Below are 15,062 nucleotides of genomic sequence, written 5' to 3' on the forward strand. Positions count from 1 at the left end.
CCTAGTCCTCCAGCACCAGCGGGGCGATCTCGTCGAAGACGTCGCCCGGGCCCGGGTTCTCCGGTTCGGTCGCGCCACCGAACTGGTGCATGACGCCCCACACCGCGTTGAGCGCGGTGGTGACCGCACCCTCGGCCCAGCCAGCCGTCCACGACACGTCGTCACCGGCCAGGAAGAGACCGCGGAAGTGCGGCGCCAGCCGGTCCTGCATGAAGTGCGTGTAGAGCCGCTCCTGGTAGCGGTAGTGCCCGGGCAGGTTGGCCTTGAAGGCACCCATGAAGGACCGCTCGGCCTCCCACGAGATGGTCACCGGGGTGGCGATGATGTGCGAGCGGATGTCGACCCCGGGGTAGATCTGGGCCAGCGAGTTGAGCATGATCTCGGTGCGCTGGTGCGCGTCGAGCGGCAGCAGCTTGAGCGAGTCGTCGGACCACGTGTAGCTCAGGCAGATCAGGCCGGGCTTCCCCTCGCCCTGGTCGAGCAGGTAGGTGCCGCGGCTCATCCGGTCGGTCAACGTCATGCTCATGACCTCGCGGCCGGTGCCTTCGTCGATGTCCTTCCAGAAGGGACGGTCGACCAGCACGAAGACCTTGCTCGAGCCCATGTAGTGCGTGCGCTCGATGGCGGTCCAGTGGTCGATCGGGAGCAGCCGCTCGTCGGCCCGGATCGTGTTGAGCAGCATCCACGACTGTGCGGTGTAGATGACCGCCGGGAACGTCTCGATGTTGCCGTCGGCATCGGTGACGGTGAAGTTGTCGGGTTCGGTGCGCCGGATCTCACGGACCGCTCCGCGGGGGCGGCCGTCCTCGTGCAGGGACTGCACCGACGTCCCCTCCGGCCAGTACGCCGCGCCCTCGACCGGGCGCGACCAGAGCCGCTCGGGCAGCTGCTGCGAGCCGCCGTCGATGCCGCGATGGTGGTCGTCAGCCGCGGTCAGGACAACGCGGAGGATCTCGAGGATCGAGTTCGGGTAGTCGGTGTCCCAGCCACCGGTGCCGAAGCCGACCTGGCCGAAGATCTCGCGCAGCCGGAAACTCCGGAACGCCTCGCTGCGGGCGAGGAAGCCGTAGAAGGTCTCGTCGTCGAGCCGCGTGACGAGGTCGTTCCAGATCGCCTTGAGCTTCACCGTGTCGCGGGTCCGGATCGCATCCTGCAGGGGAATCAGCTCGGCGTGCTGCTCGAGGGTCTGCTGCCACGCCTCGGCAACCGCGCGGTACTCATCGGGAAGGTCGTCGAGCGTGCGCGCGTAGTGCGTCTCCCCCTTGAGGTCGACGACGGTGCTCGGGGCAGCCTCGGAGAGCGGGTTGGGAAACTCGGTGGTGGTCAACCCCATCGCGTCGAGGTAGTGGAAGAGCGTCGTCGACGACGGAGGAAACCGCATCGAGCCCATCTCGGCGACGACACCGGGATGTCCCTCGAAGCCGACCGAGCGCATGCGCCCACCGATCTGGTCGGCCTCGTAGATGACGGGCTGGAAGCCCATGCGCAGCAGCTCACGGGCGGCGATCATGCCGGACAGCCCGCCGCCGACGATGGCGATGCGGCTGCCATGCGCAGTCGTCGGGATCGACCCGATCCCCGCGGGGTGCGCCACCCAGTCGTCGTACGCGAAGGGGAAGTCGGGTCCGAACATCGTGATCGGGGCGGCGGGCTCCTCCGCGTGGGAGGGCGTGGTGGGGATCGCCGAGGTCATCGGGCAGTCTCCTTCTCGGTGACGGCTTCCGCGACGGGTCGCTCCTCGATCAAGGATCGGTAGAGGGCGGGTCGACGGTCGCTGAGGTGGGTGTTGTCGGCGCGCGACATCGCGAGCCGGGCCGGATCGATCTCGGCCAGCAACAGCTCGTCACCGGAGCCTGCACGGGCGAGGTCGGACCCGTCGGGTCCGACCACACAGCTCTCGCCGCAGTAGAGGAGCGTGCCCTCGGCACCACTGCGGTTGGCGTACGCGACGTACACCTGGTTCTCGTAGGCGCGCGCGGGCACGATCGTGCGCGCGACCACCTCGTAGGGGCGCATCAAGGCGGTCGGCACCGCGACCAGGTCGGCCCCGGCCAGCGCGAGCGTGCGCACCGCCTCGGGGAACTCGACGTCGTAGCAGATCGCGATGCCGACGCGTACGCCGTCGAGCTCAGCCAGCGCGGTGAACCCGTCCCCCGGGGAGTACGACGCGAGGTCGACGTCGCCGTAGAGGTGGCACTTGCGGTGCTTGGCGAGTTGAGTGCGCAAGTGGCTGTCTTCGCCAGTTGGCTGCGCACTCGACTCAGTGAGCTGGCCGGCGATCAGCCCGCCGTCGATCAGCTGGGCGCTGTTGAAGACGCGGTCGCCGTCACGCTCGGGGAAGCCGTAGAGAATCGCCAGGCCTGCCTCGGCGGCGATCGCCGCGATCTCCTGGGCCCAGGGCCCGTCAGCGGGCTGGGCGAGATCGGCGATGCCGGGCACGGCGTACCCACTTGTGAAGGCCTCCGGGACGACGAGCAGCCGCGCACCCGCGGCGGCAGCCTCGAGGGCGCGCGAGCGGAGCTGGCCCAGGTCAGCCGATCCGGTCTGCCAGACGGCAATGCGCATGACGACAGCCTCAGGCACTGCGGCCGTTGAGCGCCATGAGCGAGACCAGTTCGTAGGCAACGTGTGATGCGGCGATGGCGGTGATGTCTGCGTGGTCGTAGGCCGGGGCGACCTCGACGACGTCGGCGCCGACGATGTTGGTGCCGGCCAGGCCACGCAGGATCGCGAGCAGCTCGCGGCTGGTCATGCCGCCCGCCTCGGGGGTGCCGGTGCCGGGGGCGTGGGCCGGGTCGAGGCAGTCGATGTCGATGGAGATGTAGAGCGGGCGGTCGCCGATGCGCTCGCGCAGCGCCTGGACGACGGCGGGGACGCCCTCGTTCATGATGTCCATCGCCGTCGTGATGCCGAAGCCCATGCGGGCGTCGTCGGTCAGGTCGTCCTTGGAGTAGAGCGGGCCGCGGATGCCGGCGTGAGCCAGCGCCTCAGTGTCGAGCAGGTCCTCCTCGAAGGCCCGGCGGAACGGCGTGCCGTGGGTGTAGTCGGCGCCGAAGTAGGTGTCCCAGGTGTCGAGGTGCGCGTCGAAGTGGAGCAGCGCGACAGGTCCGTGGCGACGCTTCATCTCGCGCAGCAGCGGCAGCGCGATCGTGTGGTCGCCACCGATCGTCACGATCTTCGAGCCGGCGTCGAGCAGGGTGGAGGCGCCCTCCTGCACGGCGTCGAGCGCCTCGGGGATGTTGTAGGGGTTGCACGCGATGTCGCCCGCGTCGGCCACCTGCACCGCGGCGAACGGCGAGACGTCCAGGCCCGGGTGGTAGGGACGCAGCAGCCGGCTGGCCTCACGGATCTGGGCAGGCGCGAAGCGGGCACCCGGCCGGTAGGAGACGCCACTGTCGAACGGCACGCCCATCACGGCGATGTCGGCGCGGCCGACGTCCTCGAGGCGCGGGAGCCGGGCGAAGGTCGCGATGCCCGCGAAGCGCGGGACCTTCGACGAGTCGACCGGGCCGACGGGTTCCGTGGACCCCGTGGACGCTGCGGTTGCGGTGGTGGCTTCGATCATGACGGGGTACTCCGGTTCAGTCGCGGGGAAGGTCGCGGGAGGGCAGATCGCGGGAGGGCAGGGCGGGCGAGAAGACCCAGAGCACCTGGGTCATGCCGTCGTCGAGCGCGCTGTGGAACGTGTGCTGGGCGTGGGGCGCGAAGGTGAGCGTGTCGCCCTGCTCGAGGACGATCTCCTCGTCACGCAAGGTCACGGTGAGGCGGCCGGAGACCACGAAGACGAACTCGACATCGGCCGGGAGGCTGTAGGGCTCGTCGCCGCTGCCCCCACCGGGCTCGATCTCGCTGAGGATGGCCTGCAGCCGCTGCTCACCCCGCGGGGTCAGCAGGAACTCGGTCATCCCGACGCCGCCGAAGTTGATGACGGGGTACGCCGCGCGGCGTACGACGTCGCCGGACGGGGCGTCGAAGAGCTCCCCGACGGAGATCTGGAGCGACTCGCAGATCCGCATCAGCGACGCCACGGACGCGGTCGCCTGGTCCCGCTCGATCTTGGACAGGAAGCCCTTGGTGATGCCGGCGGACTCGGCCACGTCAGCGAGCGTCATGCGGCGCGCCAGGCGCACTGCCTTGAGCTGCGCACCGAGCCTGGTGCTCTCGGGCTGGGCGCTCTCGGGACGGGCGGCTGCAGCAGTCATGTCGACGCTCCTTCGCGTGATGTCGGCGCACAACGTGACGGGGGCCACGCCGGGTGTAAACATCATGAAACACTATCGGCCTGTCAGGAAACAAGGGTTGACAGCAAGGAAACTGCGGGTCCATGCTCGGGTGACCCGGAACACATTCCAGCCGATCGCCCCCGATCCGAAGCCGCTGCTCCGGCCCTTGATCTCGCCCCCGAGCCCCTGATCCCCGAGGTGAATTCGCATGACCCCGTCGCTCACGTTCCGCCGCCCTGCCTCCTTGCTGGCCGCCGCCGCCGCAACCTGCGCCCTCCTCACCGCGTGCGGTGGCGAGTCGTCCGACGCGCCCAGGTCGGAGGCCACCATCGCCACGCAGAAGAAGGACGCCGCGCTCAACGCCAAGCTCCCCGAGGCGATCCGCGACGCCGGTGTCGTCAAGATCGGTACCGAGGCGCAGTACCCGCCGTTCGAGTCCCTCGCCGACGACAACAAGACGATCGTGGGTCTCGACCCCGACCTCGCGAAGGCAGCCGGCGAGCTCCTCGGCGTGAAGGTGGAGTTCACCAACACCGCGTTCGACGGCCTGCTCACCGCTCTCGACGGCGGCCGCTTCGACCTGGTGGTCGCTGCGGTGACCGACACCAAGGAGCGCGAGGCCTCCTACGACTTCGTCGACTACTTCATGACCGGTCAGTCGATCGTCGTGAAGAAGGGCAACCCCGAGGACATCACCGGGGTCGACGACCTCTGCGGTCACCCCGTCTCCGTCCTCAAGGCCTCCACCCAGCTCAAGCTCCTCGAAGGCTTCAACACCGAGGAGTGCAAGGACGACCCGATCGACATCACCGCCCTGCAGACCGACAAGGACGCGCTGCTCCAGGTGCAGTCCGGCCGCGCGGACGCATCGTTCACCCAGGACGCCGTCGGCGTCTACAACGCCAAGAACATCGGCGGCGGCAACCAGTTCGAGATCGCCAACACCGAGGCGCTGCTCCCCACCCCGGTCGGCATGGTCTTCACCAAGGAGGACACCGAGCTGCGTGACGCGTTCCTGGCCGCCCTCGCCGAGCTCGTGGAGAACGGCACGTACGCCGACATCCTGGCCAAGCACGAGATGAGCCAGGGCGCCCTCGACGAGCCGGCGGTCAACCTGGGCGGCGCGAAGTGAGCACGCACCTCGACAGCACGGCGCCGCCGGATCCGCGCGGATCGGCTGCCACGCACGTGCCGATCAAGGCGATCCCGGTGCGCCACTACGGCCAGTGGGTCTCCGCGGTGGTTGCCGTCGTCGTCCTCGGCGCACTCTTCTGGTCGATCGGCACGAACGAGGCGATCCAGTGGAGCGTCGTCGGCGACTACCTCTTCAACGGCACGATCCTGCGCGGCGCGGTCGTCACGCTCCAGCTCACCGCCCTCGCGATGGTCCTCGGCGTCATCGGCGGCATCCTGCTCGCGGTCATGCGGCTCTCCTCCAACCCGGTGCTCAGCACCCTGAGCGCCGGCTATCTCTGGATCTTCCGTGGCACGCCGGTGCTCGTGCAGATCGTGCTCTGGTTCAACCTCGCCCTCGTCTTCCCGAAGCTGGGAGTCGGCTCGTTCTCGGTCGAGACCAACGAGGTGATCAGCGCGTTCGGTGCCGCCCTTCTCGCGCTGGCGCTCAACGAGGCGGCGTACATGGCCGAGATCGTGCGCGGCGGCATCCTGTCGGTCGACCCCGGCCAGACCGAGGCCGCTCACGCGCTCGGCCTGAGCCAGGCGAAGACGATGCGCCGCGTCGTGCTCCCGCAGGCCATGCGCGTCATCGTGCCCCCGACCGGCAACGAGCTCGTCACCATGCTCAAGACCACGGCGCTCGTCGCCGTCATCGGCGCCAGCGACCTGTTCACCGAGGCCAGCAACTACGGGTCGAAGAACTTCACGACCTTCGAGATGCTGCTGGTCGCGAGCTTCTGGTACCTCGTGATGACCTCGGTCCTCAGCGTCCTGCAGTCGCGGCTCGAGCGCCGCTTCGCCCGCGGCACGCACGCCGGCACCGCTACCCGCACCGGCGGCATCACCCGCCTGTTCTTCCTGCGCAACGCCCAAGGAGGCGCCGCATGACCGCCATGGTGAAGTCCGAGGGCGTCCACAAGTCGTTCGGCCACGTCGAGGTGCTCAAGGGCATCGACCTCGAGGTGCAGAACGGCGAGGTCTTCTGCCTGCTGGGCCCCTCGGGCTCGGGCAAGTCGACCTTCCTGCGCTGCATCAACCACCTCGAGAAGATCGACGCCGGCCGGCTGTCGGTCGACGGCAAGCCGATCGGCTACCGCGAGGTGGGCGACAAGCTCTACGAGATGCGCGAGAAGGAAGTCGCTGCGCAGCGTCGTGACATCGGCATGGTGTTCCAGCGGTTCAACCTCTTCCCGCACATGACCGCGCTCGAGAACGTCATGGAGGCGCCGGTCCAGGTCCGGGGCGAATCCAAGGCGGTGGCGAGGGACCGCGCGGCCAAGCTGCTCGACCGGGTCGGTCTCGGCGACCGGGCGGGCAACTATCCCGCCCAGCTCTCCGGTGGCCAGCAGCAGCGCGTCGCGATCGCCCGTGCCCTCGCGATGCAGCCCAAGCTGATGCTCTTCGACGAGCCGACCTCGGCCCTCGACCCCGAGCTCGTCGGTGAGGTCCTCAACGTCATGGGCGACCTCGCGGCCGAAGGCATGACGATGATCGTGGTCACCCACGAGATCGGTTTCGCCCGCTCCGTCGCCGACACGGTCGTCTTCATGGACGGCGGCGTCGTCGTCGAGTCCGGCGCCCCCGGCCAGGTCATCGACGCTCCCAGGCACGAGCGCACGAAGTCCTTCCTGTCCAAGGTGCTCTGAGGCGTGACGGCACCGCTGGCGGTCTACGCCTACCTGGACGACGACGTCGCGCCGGGTGTGGCAGCGCTCGAGGCGGCGGGCTTCCGCGTCGTGCAGGCAGGGTCGGACGATCCGTCGGTCCTGGCTGAGGTCGGCGCCGAGGCAGTCGCGCTGCTGGTCGGCTACGGCATGGTCGACGCGGCGCTGCTCCGGAGGCTTCCGGCGTTGCGCGTGGTGTCCCTGATCTCGCAGGGCCACGACAACGTCGATGTCTCCGCGTGCTCCCATCTGGGGATTCAGGTCGCCCACCTGCCTGCTCTGGCCACCGAGGAGGTCGCGGTCCACGCGTGGGCACTCACCCTCGCGGCGATCCGGCAGCTTCCGTTCTTCGACCGGTCCTCCCGTTCGGAGTCGACGTGGACCGCACGACCGCGGTTCGTCCCGCGCCGGCTCTCGCGGCTCGAGGTCGGCATCGTCGGCACGGGCCGCACCGCCGAGAAGTACGCCGCCCTGGCCGGCGGGCACGTCGCCGCGATCCGCAGCTGGTCGCGGAGCGGGCGCACGCTCGCCGGTGCAGCTGGGGTGGGTGACCTGCACGAGCTGCTGGGGTCCAGCGACGTGGTCTCGCTCCATGTTGCGTTGACCCCGTCGACCCAGGGACTCGTGGATGACGACTTCCTCGCGGCGATGCGCCCTGGCTCCTGGCTGGTCAACGTCGGACGCGGCGGGCTCGTCGACTCTGCCGCCGTCGCGCGGGCACTCGACTCCGGCCGGCTCGCGGGCGTCGCGCTCGACGTACTCGACCAGGAGCCGGCGCAGCCGGGCCACCCGCTGGCCAGCCGTGACGACGTACTCCTGACTCCACACACCGCCTGGCTCTCGGAGGAGTCCGAGCTGGCCTACGTCGTCGAGCAGGCCAGCAACGTCATCGCCTGGCTGCAGACCGGCGCCGTGACCCACCCCGTCACACCGTGACTCATCGACCCACCTGCAAGGAGCACTGACATGGACGCCACCGAGCGCGAACTCCGCGAGCAGCTGGCCGCCGTCTACCGGCTGGTCGCGCACTACCGGATGACCGACCTGATCTTCACGCACATCTCGCTGCGGCTGCCGGGGCCGGACCACCACTTCCTGATCAACCCCTACGGGCTGCTGTTCGAGGAGATCACCGCATCTTCGCTCGTGAAGATCGATCTGAACGGGGAGAAGGTGGAGGAGTCGCCGTATCCGGTCAATCCGGCCGGCTTCGTCATCCACAGCGCGATCCACGCTGCCCGCGAGGACGCCCAGTGCATCCTCCACACGCACACGCGGGCGGGCTGCGCCGTCGCCGGACAGGCGCACGGACTGCTGCCGATCAACCAGATCAGCATGGAGTTCTTCGGCCGCACGGCCTATCACGACTACGAGGGCGTCGCGCTCTCGCTTTCCGAGCAGCAGCGGCTGGTGTCTGACATGGGCGACAACGACGTGATGATCCTGCGCAACCACGGCCTGCTGACCGTCGGGCGTACGCCGGGCGAGGCGCTGCTGCGGATGATCAACCTCGACAAGGCCTGCCAGATCCAGGTCGACGCACTCGCCGGCGGGTCTCCGCTGGTGCTTCCGTCCGACGCGTTGGCGCTCCGGACCGCGGCCCAGCTGGCCGGAGAGGACAGCGAGGGCGACGACTTCGTCGACAGCTTTGCGATGGACCTCGCCTGGGACGCGCTGCTGCGGCAGGCCGAGCGGATCGGACCGGACTTCCGCGACTGATCAGTCCGCCGAGGGGATCCGCTTCGAGGCGCTCGCGCCGTCGATCTCCTCGGGATGGGCTGCATGCAGCCAGGTCGGCGGCACAATCGATCGCATGGACATCGATCGCGTGGACGAGGTGCGGATCGCAACCCCGGCCGATGCCGCGGTGGTCGCGCAGATGCTGGCCGACTTCAACCGCGAGTTCGACGCCGAGGGACAGGATGCAGCGGTGTTCGCCGCCCGGCTCGTCGGGCTGCTCGCACGCTCGGACCTGATGACGCTCCTTGTCGGACCAGAGACCGCGCCGGTCGGTTTCGCACTGGTGACCTTCCGCCCCACGCCGTACGCCGACGGACCGCTCGTCCAGCTCGAAGAGCTGTACGTACGCCCGGGTCTTCGGTCGCAGGGCGCCGGCTCCGCGCTGATCGCCGCGCTGATGGTGGAGGCGCGGCGGCGTGGTGCGCTCGAGGTGCTGATCAACGTCGATGAGCCCGATGTGGACGCACGGCGGTTCTACGAGCGGCACGGGTTCACCTGCCTCGACCCGGACTCCGACTCGCTCATGCTCTGCTACCTCGGCGCGGTCGGCTCGGATTGAGCCCTGCCGTCCCGAGGGTCTTGTGCGAGCCCAGCGGCCCGGTCGCACCGTGCGAGGCCGGCCCGGTTTTCGTCCACAACCGACTCGGGGAACGAGCTGGTCGGCCCAGTTTTCATCCACAACGAAATAGCATCTGACCTGCACAAACGCTGTGGATCATCCCTTGACTCGAACGATTGTTCGAGGGAGAATTGGTCCATGGACAACCACTTCTCGGGGTCCACGATCGTCTCGCCGCTCCTGGCGATGACCCGGTCGGTGGACGAGCAGCTGAAGCAGGCACGGGGCGCCACCCCGGCCTTCCTCCCGCTGCCCGAAAAGCGCGAACTCCTCACCACCCTGGTCAGCCTGGGCAACCAGATCGACGGCCTCCTCGTCGAAGCCCTCGGAGTCTGCGGAGATGTGGCCGACGCCGAAGGATTCAAGACCGCCGGCACCTGGCTGGCCACCCAGACCCACTCGGAGCGTTCCGTGCTTGGCGGGCTGCAGCGCCTCGCTGACGACGTCACCGCCCGCTACCCCCTGGTCCTGGAAGGCATGCGCACCGGCAACGTGTCAGTGCGCCAGGCCGAAGCCATCACGCGTTCGCTGGACGCCCTGGGCACGGATGTCTCGCGCGACATCAAGGTCGAAGCCGAAGCCCGCATGGTCGCCTTCGCCGCCGAGTTCGACGCACACGAGCTCAAGAAGCTCGGCGCCGCGATCCTCGAAACCATCGACCCCGACACCTTCGAAGACAACGAACGCCAACGCCTCGAAGACGAGCTCCGCAAAGCCCACGAAGCGACCCGCCTCACCCTCCGCCAGCGCGGTGACGGCACCACCCGCATCAGCGGCGTCATCCCCGACGCCCTGGCCGCCCGACTCCGCACCTGCCTGTCCGCGTTCTCCTCACCCCGACACGACACCGCCACTGCCAACAAGGCGGCCAACCCGACGGGGACCACCGACAACCGTGACGGCGCCGACAGCGCTTCGGGCGACGTGCCGGACAACGCGGGCGGCAACGGCTCGCCAGCCGCTGATGACTCCCCCTACCTCGACCCCGTCACCGGCAAACGCCTCCCACACGACCGAGTTCTCGGCGAAGCCCTCTGCGCCTTCATCGAAGCCGCCGACCCCACCCGCATGCCCATCCAAGGCGGAGCAGCGACCACGATCATCGTCACGATGGATCTGGACAAGCTCCGCGCAGGAGTCGGCGTCGCCACCGCCGGTGGTGAGCGGATCCCCGCCGGTGAAGTCCGCCGGCTCGCCTGCCAAGCCGGCATCGTCCCCGCCGTACTCGGCGGGAAGTCCGAGATCCTCGACCTCGGCCGCACCAGCCGACTGTTCAGCCCAGCCCAACGCAAAGCCCTCCGGGTCCGCTACCGCACCTGCATCGTCGAAGGCTGCGACGTGCCCGGCGAGCAGTGCGAAGCCCACCACCACCGACCGTGGTCAAAGGGCGGACCCACCAACCTTGAAGACGGGGCACTGGCCTGCCCCCGCCACCACCATCTGCTCCACGACGACACCTACGAGGTGACCTTCACTCCCCAGGGAGAAGTCCGCCTCCACCGGAGATGCTGAACAGCACAAGGAAGCCGCCTTCGGCAGGTCTTCAGCCGGTCTTATGCCCTCAAGCCGTGTGCGCACCTGCCGATGCCACGACGTCAGCGGGCGCCTGGCTCACGAACCCGCTGCCTGAGGGAGTGCGCATCGGAGAGGACCGTCGCTTAGGGCGCAGTGCTCAGTTGAAGATGCTCGCGGATCGCGCCCGCAATCGTCACGGCATCGACGACACTCGTGTCGACCTCGAGGTCGTAGTGGATGCCACGGTGGACGCTTTCGGCCTGCTTCGCGGCCATGCCTTCGACCCGGTCAGCACGATCTCGCTCGCGTTCGGCAGCGACAGCAGGTGGGCAACGGACGCCGATCCAGGCGGTCGGGACCTGGCCCAGTGCCTCGCGCCAGCGACGCTGAGCGCTCGGGCCACTGACGAAGTTGTCCTCAATGATCACCAGGCCACCGGCGGCCGCGACCGCAGCGACTCCCTTCATCCACTGATCCTCAACGACAGCAAACGCGGGTCCGTGCGTGATGCTGCCGTCGGACCCAAGTTCAAGACCCCCATCGATGTCCAGCAGCCGCGGCGGCGCAGCCTCGATGAGGGTGTCGACGCCAAGGCGGAGCCAGAAGCCAGCCAGTTCGCGCTGCAGGGCCTTGGCCAGCGTGCTCTTACCCGAACTGGAGCCTCCGTTGAGGACGATCACCTGGCCGGTCATACGTTGCTCCGCTCATGTCGATGCCCGAGGGCGATCACGTTGACAGCGGCTGCGCCGCTCAGCGCCAGGACACCCGCGAGGTCTGTTGTCACCAGAAACCAGGTTGCCGGGTCGCCAGTCGTCGACGAATGGCAGATGCCATCCGCCGTGCATGATGCCGAGCCCGAGCTTGAGGAGGGGTTGGCGCCGGGCGCGAGTGCCAGCAGGCCGTAGGTCACGTAGTACCCGGGCAGCGCGATCAGGCTCGCCGGAAGCGACAACGATGCGGCGAGCAGGATCATGAAGGTGAAGTCGTTGATGAATCCGATCCCCGCAGTGACCAGGACTCCAAGCACATACGCCGCGGCCATCGTCCGGAAGCCCATTGGTCGAGGCTAGTCATGCTTCGCCATGGCGTCCGGCTACTGCCCCATCGACAGTGATCGAGAGCACTGTTGCGATCGTCAGCACTGTTGCGCCGACTGACCGCAGCTGGTGCGTCGGGTGCTCCCGTCGGCGAGGTGCACGGCGTACGACCATGTCTCGCCCTCCGGGTGGCGGGAGCTCTGCGCGATGCCGGGCCACCACGCAGCGAACCGGTCGCCGGCAACCGACGCCTGGATTTCGAGGCCTGAGGAGGTGTGCACGGTGACCCCCGTGACGTCGCTGCCGACGTGGCCCTCGAGCCAGTTGAACCAGCCGTCGTCGGTGCTGCCCTCCGCGCTCGTCTTCTCGACGATGCGGTCGGGGGCGAGGGTCGGTGGGCCGGCGGCGTCCGAGGGCGAGTAGCTCCCGAAGAAGTTGTCCGGTCTGCTGGCGTCCCCCACGGAGTCGTTGGGCAACAGGCAGATGGCTTCGGTGGCCTGGCTGACGAGCAGGACGTAGGTCCAGTCGCCACGTCGCTCCGCCACGGCGACGCGCCCTTCCCGGCCGGGGGCCCCGAGGGCCGCGCGGCAGGTGGCGGCCGCCTGGGCTGCGGCGTCCACGGTCAGGGGCTCAGGCGTCGGCGTCCACGAACCGTAGGCGTTGCCTCCACCGAGCAGCAGCCCAGGGATGGCGACTCCTGCGGCGCCGACCAGGGCCACCGGCGCCAGCAGCCAGCGGCGGCGGCGCGGCCGGACCGGCTCCAGCGGGACCGGTTCGTCGCTCGGCGTCGCCACGATGCGGGCGAACACCGCGTCAGCACGTTGCAGCTCCCTCTCGGTCAAGGAGGTCCCGGCCGCGGGGTCGAGGCGGCGCAGGGCTTCGGTGACCGTGGCGTCGTCGGGGTGCCTTCTCATCGGGGACTCCTCTCGGAAGCGGGGGCGTGCGGCAGGCGGTCGCCGACGGTGCTGGAGCCGAGGTGGCGCCGCAGGGTGCGCCGGGCACGGGACAACCGCAGGCGGAAGGCGACGGCGGAGATGCCCAGCACGTCCGCCGCCTCGGGTGCGGACAACCCGTCCAGGACGGAGAGGGCGATCGCCTCCTGGTCGGTGGCACTCAGCAGCGGCCAGGCGGCGGCGATGTCCACCCGGACGGCGACCACATCGGGGTGGTGGCTGTTGTCCGCAGGACCGTGCCAGGTCTCGGCGAGGCGGACCGCGACGGCATCGCGCCGGTCCTCACGGCGCCGAGCGTTCTGCAGGGTCTTGCGGGCCACGCCGAAGAGCCAGGCACGCGCTCCCGACAGATCGGCCGGTACGTCGTCGAGGCGGCGCCACGCGACGAGCATGACCTCGCCGACGACGTCCTCCGCCTGCGACGGATGCACACGCCTGCGCACGAAGCGGAGCAGGTCGCCGTACGCCGCGTCGTAGATCTCCCGGAAGCGCTGCTCACGCTCCAGCGGCGACGACGTCGATTCCATACCCTGTTCCTGTCCGGATGGACTCGAGTGTGTCACCCGACGTCGCGCTTCGTCAGGAACCTGCGCCGCCCTGCCGGGTGCGCAGGGCGACCCAGGCATCGACGCGCACCTGCGGGTCCATGAGGGACCGGTCGAGCAGCGACTCGATCCGCTCGACGCGGTGCCGCACGGTGTTGCGGTGGACGCCGAGGTCATCGGCAACCTTGAGCAGCGAGCCGTGGTGACGGAGGTAGGAGCCGAGCGTCTCGACGAGAGCGGGTTCGGCCTCCAGCGGAGCGAGGTACGACGCGGCGAAGGCCGCCGCTCGCGGCCCGTCCACCAGCGACAGCACTCCGCGACGTACACCTTCGGACCAGGAGACCACCGGTGCATCGACCGTGGTCAGCCGGAGCGCGTGACCCGCGGTCTCGTGGCTGACCGCGAGCTCTCCGATCGGTTGGGGCTCGCCGATCCCGATCCGCAGGCCCGCGGCCCGGAGGCTGCGCGCGGCGGACTCGGCGCCGTCGGCGCGGGTGACGCAGACCAGCTCGGGAGTGTCGTCGCGACCTGTGGCCCCAGCGAGGACACCGTCGCGCTCGAGCCGGGCCCGCCCGTCCTCGAGTGACGCGGCAGGCCCGGACGCGCGGAGGACCGCTGCCTGGCGCGGCAACCGGATCCGGGGCCCGCTGCTCGCCCCGAGCAACACCTGCGCGGTCCGGACGTCGCCGGAGGTGACCAGCTCGACGGCACGGCTGTGCAGCCGTCGATCGGCCTCGCGGCTCGCGCGACGTCGTTCCTCCGCGAGGCTCAGAAGAGCAACCGCAGTCGTGACCGTGCTGCGCTGGGCATCGCCCACACGACCACCAAAGCCGACCACCAGATAGCGATCAGGCCGCCCCTTCACACCGAGCGGGTTGACCAGCAGGGTGCCGCCCGGCGACGACAGGCTGGCCGCCGCCCGCAGGCCCTGTCGCCGGATCTGTGCCACGGCATCGCCCACCGTCGAGATGTCGAGCAGCTCCGGGCGCTCCCCGAACGGACCGAGAAGCACCACGCCGTCAGCACCGATCACGGCCGCCATCGAACCCGTCCGGGCCAGCTCCTCCACGAGCGCGCCCGGCTCGTTCTCGCGGAGGGCTGCCTGGGTGAGCGCGCGCTGCGACTCGAGTGCCGAGCGCGTTGCCGACTCCTCCTCGCGCTGGAGGTGCGAGGCCAGGGCCCGGCTGATCGCGACGAAGCGTGTTGCCCGTGGAACCTCGAACAGGTCGACCCCGTGCTTCCGGCAGGCCGACACCAGCTCCGGCGGGGGGACCGGATGAGTCATCTCGACTGCGAGGCCGATCGCCACCACGCCCACGGCGGACAGGCGCCGGACATAGAGGTCCCAGCGCGTCGTCCAGCCGACTGTCTCGAGTCCTGTGGTGAGCAGCACCTCCCCGCCCTCGAGGAACGGCGAGGGGTCGTCGAGCTCGCTGGTCGCCACCCACCGCAGCGCGTCACTCCTCCGCGCGTCGACAACCGGCACCAGTCCCAGAGCCGGGTCGTCGAGCAGGTCGGCCATCGTCACCACACTGCAAGTTTTGCACAGTATTCATCCACAGGTTGTGCAGAACAGGCATCGCTTCGACC

Annotated in this window: 16 protein-coding genes; 7 read left to right on the forward strand and 9 right to left on the reverse strand. The window is 69.4% G+C overall.

Annotation, left to right across the window (positions count from 1 at the left end; genetic code table 11):
* Position 1: 1 nt before the first annotated feature.
* From D4739_RS05580 to D4739_RS05595, 4 genes are read right to left on the reverse strand one after another with little or no spacing between them, the layout of a single operon-like run.
* Complete coding sequence (locus D4739_RS05580; RefSeq protein WP_120059646.1) at positions 2-1,693, reverse strand: flavin monoamine oxidase family protein; 1,692 nt, start codon at positions 1,691-1,693, stop codon at positions 2-4.
* Complete coding sequence (locus D4739_RS05585) at positions 1,690-2,565, reverse strand: carbon-nitrogen hydrolase family protein (protein ID WP_120061747.1); 876 nt, start codon at positions 2,563-2,565, stop codon at positions 1,690-1,692. Before D4739_RS05585 ends, D4739_RS05580 begins: the two co-directional genes overlap by 4 nt.
* A gap of 10 nt (positions 2,566-2,575) precedes the next feature.
* Positions 2,576-3,565 carry an agmatinase gene (speB, locus tag D4739_RS05590; protein WP_120059647.1) on the reverse strand — a complete coding sequence of 330 codons (990 nt, stop codon included), beginning with the start codon at positions 3,563-3,565 and terminating at the stop codon, positions 2,576-2,578.
* 16 nt (positions 3,566-3,581) lie between these two features.
* Positions 3,582-4,202: a helix-turn-helix domain-containing protein gene (locus D4739_RS05595; RefSeq protein WP_120059648.1), complete on the reverse strand. Its 621-nt coding sequence runs from the start codon at positions 4,200-4,202 to the stop codon at positions 3,582-3,584.
* A 229-nt stretch (positions 4,203-4,431) separates the two neighbouring features.
* Here D4739_RS05595 and D4739_RS05600 point away from each other — a divergent pair, with 229 nt between their 5' ends.
* The 7 genes from D4739_RS05600 to D4739_RS05630 all read left to right on the forward strand — a co-directional run bounded on the left by D4739_RS05600 (position 4,432) and on the right by D4739_RS05630 (position 10,934).
* A complete protein-coding gene (locus D4739_RS05600) occupies positions 4,432-5,355 on the forward strand; it encodes an ABC transporter substrate-binding protein (protein WP_120059649.1) in 924 nt (307 codons plus the stop codon).
* Complete coding sequence (locus tag D4739_RS05605) at positions 5,352-6,287, forward strand: amino acid ABC transporter permease (protein WP_120059650.1); 936 nt, start codon at positions 5,352-5,354, stop codon at positions 6,285-6,287. The genes D4739_RS05600 and D4739_RS05605 overlap by 4 nt, the downstream gene beginning before the upstream one ends.
* A gap of 5 nt (positions 6,288-6,292) precedes the next feature.
* Positions 6,293-7,045 carry an amino acid ABC transporter ATP-binding protein gene (locus tag D4739_RS05610; protein WP_182920475.1) on the forward strand — a complete coding sequence of 251 codons (753 nt, stop codon included), beginning with the start codon at positions 6,293-6,295 and terminating at the stop codon, positions 7,043-7,045.
* Positions 7,046-7,048: 3 nt separating this feature from the next.
* Positions 7,049-7,999, forward strand: coding sequence for a C-terminal binding protein (locus tag D4739_RS05615; RefSeq protein ID WP_120059652.1), 951 nt, complete (start codon positions 7,049-7,051; stop codon positions 7,997-7,999).
* Between the two features lie 30 nt (positions 8,000-8,029).
* Positions 8,030-8,782 (forward strand): class II aldolase/adducin family protein, encoded by a 753-nt coding sequence (locus tag D4739_RS05620; protein WP_120059653.1) that lies wholly within the window; start codon positions 8,030-8,032, stop codon positions 8,780-8,782.
* Positions 8,783-8,876: 94 nt separating this feature from the next.
* A complete protein-coding gene (locus D4739_RS05625; RefSeq protein WP_120059654.1) occupies positions 8,877-9,362 on the forward strand; it encodes a GNAT family N-acetyltransferase in 486 nt (161 codons plus the stop codon).
* Positions 9,363-9,560: 198 nt separating this feature from the next.
* A complete protein-coding gene (locus D4739_RS05630; RefSeq protein WP_120059655.1) occupies positions 9,561-10,934 on the forward strand; it encodes an HNH endonuclease signature motif containing protein in 1,374 nt (457 codons plus the stop codon).
* Between the two features lie 146 nt (positions 10,935-11,080).
* On the opposite strand, the gene D4739_RS05635 is transcribed toward D4739_RS05630, so the two are convergent.
* From D4739_RS05635 to D4739_RS05655, 5 genes are all read right to left on the reverse strand, one after another.
* Entirely contained in the window at positions 11,081-11,629 is a 549-nt protein-coding gene (locus D4739_RS05635) for a chloramphenicol phosphotransferase CPT family protein (protein WP_120059656.1), read from the reverse strand.
* The gene (locus D4739_RS05640; protein ID WP_120059657.1) at positions 11,626-11,994 is read right to left on the reverse strand and encodes a hypothetical protein; all 369 of its coding nucleotides are present in this window, start codon (positions 11,992-11,994) and stop codon (positions 11,626-11,628) included. Before D4739_RS05640 ends, D4739_RS05635 begins: the two co-directional genes overlap by 4 nt.
* Before the next feature lie 78 nt (positions 11,995-12,072).
* Entirely contained in the window at positions 12,073-12,888 is an 816-nt protein-coding gene (locus D4739_RS05645; RefSeq protein WP_120059658.1) for a hypothetical protein, read from the reverse strand.
* Positions 12,885-13,454, reverse strand: coding sequence for an RNA polymerase sigma factor (locus D4739_RS05650; protein ID WP_120059659.1), 570 nt, complete (start codon positions 13,452-13,454; stop codon positions 12,885-12,887). The genes D4739_RS05645 and D4739_RS05650 overlap by 4 nt, the downstream gene beginning before the upstream one ends.
* A gap of 52 nt (positions 13,455-13,506) precedes the next feature.
* On the reverse strand, positions 13,507-14,994 hold the full coding sequence (locus tag D4739_RS05655; RefSeq protein ID WP_147384825.1) for a PucR family transcriptional regulator: 1,488 nt from the start codon (positions 14,992-14,994) through the stop codon (positions 13,507-13,509).
* Positions 14,995-15,062 lie beyond the last annotated feature (68 nt).

Origin of the sequence: Nocardioides cavernaquae (genome assembly GCF_003600895.1) — a bacterium.
GTDB classification, from domain to species: Bacteria; Actinomycetota; Actinomycetes; order Propionibacteriales; family Nocardioidaceae; genus Nocardioides; species Nocardioides cavernaquae.

Bases quoted from the DNA above. Each gene is read 5' to 3' on its own strand.
- D4739_RS05585 (WP_120061747.1), bottom strand. From the start codon at position 2,565: ATGCGCATTGCCGTCTGGCAGACCGGATCGGCTGACCTGGGCCAGCTC.
- D4739_RS05650 (WP_120059659.1), bottom strand. From the start codon at position 13,454: ATGGAATCGACGTCGTCGCCGCTGGAGCGTGAGCAGCGCTTCCGGGAG.
- speB (WP_120059647.1), bottom strand. From the start codon at position 3,565: ATGATCGAAGCCACCACCGCAACCGCAGCGTCCACGGGGTCCACGGAA.
- D4739_RS05630 (WP_120059655.1), top strand. From the start codon at position 9,561: ATGGACAACCACTTCTCGGGGTCCACGATCGTCTCGCCGCTCCTGGCG.
- D4739_RS05655 (WP_147384825.1), bottom strand. From the start codon at position 14,994: ATGGCCGACCTGCTCGACGACCCGGCTCTGGGACTGGTGCCGGTTGTC.
- D4739_RS05600 (WP_120059649.1), top strand. From the start codon at position 4,432: ATGACCCCGTCGCTCACGTTCCGCCGCCCTGCCTCCTTGCTGGCCGCC.
- D4739_RS05595 (WP_120059648.1), bottom strand. From the start codon at position 4,202: ATGACTGCTGCAGCCGCCCGTCCCGAGAGCGCCCAGCCCGAGAGCACC.
- D4739_RS05580 (WP_120059646.1), bottom strand. From the start codon at position 1,693: ATGACCTCGGCGATCCCCACCACGCCCTCCCACGCGGAGGAGCCCGCC.
- D4739_RS05610 (WP_182920475.1), top strand. From the start codon at position 6,293: ATGGTGAAGTCCGAGGGCGTCCACAAGTCGTTCGGCCACGTCGAGGTG.
- D4739_RS05625 (WP_120059654.1), top strand. From the start codon at position 8,877: ATGGACATCGATCGCGTGGACGAGGTGCGGATCGCAACCCCGGCCGAT.
- D4739_RS05640 (WP_120059657.1), bottom strand. From the start codon at position 11,994: ATGGGCTTCCGGACGATGGCCGCGGCGTATGTGCTTGGAGTCCTGGTC.
- D4739_RS05620 (WP_120059653.1), top strand. From the start codon at position 8,030: ATGGACGCCACCGAGCGCGAACTCCGCGAGCAGCTGGCCGCCGTCTAC.
- D4739_RS05635 (WP_120059656.1), bottom strand. From the start codon at position 11,629: ATGACCGGCCAGGTGATCGTCCTCAACGGAGGCTCCAGTTCGGGTAAG.
- D4739_RS05645 (WP_120059658.1), bottom strand. From the start codon at position 12,888: ATGAGAAGGCACCCCGACGACGCCACGGTCACCGAAGCCCTGCGCCGC.